4 protein-coding genes are annotated in these 3,518 nt (G+C 44.9%); 2 read left to right on the plus strand and 2 right to left on the minus strand.

The features are described from left to right. The first annotated feature begins 20 nt into the window (after positions 1-20). Both yajC and coaE read left to right on the plus strand, forming a co-directional pair. The gene (yajC, locus tag PLH26_RS20995) at positions 21-353 is read left to right on the plus strand and encodes a preprotein translocase subunit YajC (protein WP_324587976.1); all 333 of its coding nucleotides are present in this window, start codon (positions 21-23) and stop codon (positions 351-353) included. 93 nt (positions 354-446) lie between these two features. Next, complete coding sequence (gene coaE / locus PLH26_RS21000; RefSeq protein WP_324587977.1) at positions 447-1,043, plus strand: dephospho-CoA kinase; 597 nt, start codon at positions 447-449, stop codon at positions 1,041-1,043. 196 nt (positions 1,044-1,239) lie between these two features. On the opposite strand, the gene PLH26_RS21005 is transcribed toward coaE, so the two are convergent. Then, entirely contained in the window at positions 1,240-2,370 is a 1,131-nt protein-coding gene (locus PLH26_RS21005; RefSeq protein ID WP_324587978.1) for a cysteine desulfurase family protein, read from the minus strand. A gap of 57 nt (positions 2,371-2,427) precedes the next feature. Next, positions 2,428-3,518, minus strand: a 1,091-nt coding sequence (locus PLH26_RS21010) for a phosphohexomutase domain-containing protein (protein ID WP_324587979.1), incomplete at its 5' end; no start/stop codon positions are given.

Raw genomic sequence — 3,518 nt, forward strand, 5'->3', positions numbered from 1 at the left:
TTACTATTTAAATCATACACATGAACAATTATTTCGTTTTATTACAAAGTGGCGGCGGAAATGCCCAAATGATGCAGATGATAATGCTGGTCGGCATTATTGCTGTATTCTATTTCTTCATGATCCGCCCTCAAACCAAAAAAGCCAAAGACGCTAAAAATTTTCAGAACAACCTGCAAAAAGGTGACAAAATAGTAACCATTGCCGGTATACATGGCAAAATTGACCGGATAGAAGACAATACCATCCAACTGGAAGTGAGCCCGGGCAGCTACCTGCGCATTGAAAAAAGCGCCGTAAGCATGGAATGGAGCAAGCAGCTGAACAGCGGAGTGGCTGCCGACAAAAAATAAGCTTTTATAAGATCCAGGTTTCAGCATCCGAAATCCGAATATTAAAAGGATTTCGGATTTTTGTTTTACAAGATGATTAAAACTTAAAACGGCGTGCTTAAAATCGGCTTAACAGGAGGCATCGGATCGGGCAAAACCACCGTTGCCCGTATATTTGAACTATTGGGCATACCGGTGTATTACGCGGATGCTGCTGCCAAAACCATCATGAATGAAGACGAAAGCCTTAAAGTTTTAATAAAGAAACATTTTGGTGAAGCTGCATATACAGGCGGTGTGCTGAACCGGGTCTATATTTCGTCCATCGTTTTTCAAAACAAGGAAAAATTAGCTTTGCTCAATTCACTTGTCCATCCGGCTACAATAAGGGCAGCGGAAAAATGGATGCAACTGCAAGATGCTGCATATGTAATCAAGGAAGCTGCACTGATCTTCGAAAGCGGCTCACAGGAAGGGCTTGACCTGGTAATAGGCGTATATGCGCCCAGGCAGCTACGCATGCTCCGGACGATCCGGCGCGATAATATCAGCCGGGATGAGGTAATAAAGCGCATGAGCAGCCAGGTGAACGAAGAATTGAAGATGAAGCTTTGCGATTTTGTACTGTACAACGATGAGCAAAAGCTGCTTATCCCCCAGGTTATTGCATTGCATGAGCGATTGCTGGTATTGAGCAGTGGTAAGGGGTAAGTGTCTTATCATTTCAAATTTATCGCTTGACGGGAGGAGGGAAAGATGAATGTGTGAATAGTGAATGGTGATGGTTGCGCCTTATACTGTTGCTGAAAGCTGATCGCTGAAAGCCAAAGAAGAAAGTGAGAGGTGAAAAGTGGGAAATTCTCTTATGCTGAAAGCTGAAAGCCAGAAACGATAAAGAAACCAGACATCAAATAAGCTCTGCCAACTTTTCAACTACTGTATCTACTTCTTCTTTTGTATTGTGCCGGCAGAACGAAAAACGAACGGCAACCCTGTTGGAATTGTTGTTAATGGAACGGATAACGTGGGAACCCTGATCGGCGCCGCTGGTGCATGCGCTGCCGCCGGATGCACAAATGTTGTTAATATCAAGGTTGAACAAAAGCATTTCCGACTTTTCAGTTTTGGGCAGGCTCACATTCAGCACGGTATATAAGCTCTGTCCGTTAAAATCACCATTGAACCCAACGCCCCTGATATGTTTTTTTAATTGTTCGGCCATGTATTGCCTGATGGATTTGATGAGCTCACTGTCTGTTGCATAAGAGGCAGCAGCCAGCTCAAGCGCCTTTGCAAAACCCACAATGCCATACAGGTTTTCTGTTCCGGCCCTCATATTCCTTTCCTGGCTCCCTCCATGCATATAAGGGTGTATGCTTATATTTTCATTGATGTACAGCAAACCAATGCCTTTGGGGCCATGAAACTTATGAGCGGCTGCCGTAATAAAATGAACAGGTGTATGCCGCAGATCAATAGGGTAATGACCCACGGTTTGCACGGTGTCTGAATGAAAAACAGCCCCATACAGCTTGCACATCTCTCCCACCTCCTGCAGGTTTAGCAGGTTGCCAATTTCATTATTGGCATGCATAAGCGTAACCAGCGTCTTTTCTTCGCCGGCTGCAAGCAATTGCTCCAGGTTATCCAGATCAATATGTCCGTCAGGCAATAATTTAACAAAGAAAAGCTGTGCCTCACCCCGGCTCTGCAGATATTCTACCGTATGCAAAACAGCATGATGCTCAATAGGCGAAGTGATTATGCGCCGGCATCCCAGGTCTCTTACAGAAGCGGCAATGGCCGTATTGGAGCTTTCAGTTCCCCCACTGGTAAAGAAAATTTCAGCAGGATGCGCATTCAGTATTCTGGCAACAGATTTCCGGGCGCTTTCAATGGCAAGCCTGCTTTCACGTCCGTAAGAATAAATAGAAGACGGGTTGCCAAACTTCTCGGTCATATATGGCAACATTGCATCCAGCACTTCGGGAGCCAGTGCCGTAGTAGCGGCATTATCAAAATAAATTCTTTTTTGCACGGGATTTAAGCTTTATCCTCAAAACCTGCAGGCAACAAAAAAATAAAAAAGGCAATCCTATTTCATTTCCCTGATATCCTGCATTAAGCGCAGCGCTATATTATTTGCGGTAGATTCAAAATTACTTTCCGCATAAATGCGGATGATCGGTTCCGTATTGCTGGTACGGAGGTGCACCCAGTCGTTATCAAATTCAATTTTTAAACCGTCTTCTGTATTAACCGGGTGACTTTTGTATTTGGCTTTAATTTTTTCAAATACCTCCTTCACATCCACGCCATGTTCGAGTTCGAGTTTGTTTTTACTGATAAAATAAGTGGGGTAGGTGCCTCTTAACTGTTTGATGCTTTTTTGCGTTTTGGCCAATTGGCTAAGAAATAACGCTATCCCTACCAGGGCATCACGCCCGTAATGTAAAGCAGGCAATATAATACCGCCATTGCCCTCGCCACCTATCACCGCGTTCGTTTCTTTCATCCGGTTCACCACGTTCACTTCACCCACAGCACTGGGGTAGTACTCCCCCCCGTGCTTTAAGGTAATATCTTTTAAGGCCCGGGTAGAAGACATATTGCTAACCGTATTGCGGGGCTGCCTGCTCAGTACGTAATCGGCAACGGCAACCAGGGTATATTCTTCGCCAAACATGCTGCCATCCTCACACACAAAGCAAAGCCGGTCAACGTCAGGATCAATGGCAATTCCCATATCTGCCCCATTCTTTCGCACCATATTGCTCAGCTCCCCCAGGTGCTCCGGAAGCGGCTCGGGATTATGAGCAAACCTGCCATTGATCTCGTCATTTATGACCGTAATGTCTTTAGCCTGTACACCCAAAGCATGCAACAGTTCAGGCACAAATAATGCGCCGGTGCTGTTCACGGCATCTACAATTATTTTAAATTTCCTGGCTTTGATGGCTGCAATATCAACCAGATCAAGAGAGGTAATGGCCTCTATATGCTTCTTAAGATAAGAATCATCTTCCTTTACTGTACCCAGCTTATCAACCGGAACAAATTCAAAGTTTTCAGCGGCTGCTATTTCCAATACCTCCTTTCCGTCCTGCGCCGAAATAAACTCACCCTTGCTGTTCAGCAATTTCAAAGCGTTCCACTCCCTTGGATTGTGGCTTGCCGTTAAAATAA

The sequence above is a fragment of the Agriterribacter sp. genome (assembly GCF_035444585.1).
In the GTDB taxonomy this organism is placed as follows: Bacteria; Bacteroidota; Bacteroidia; order Chitinophagales; family Chitinophagaceae; genus Agriterribacter.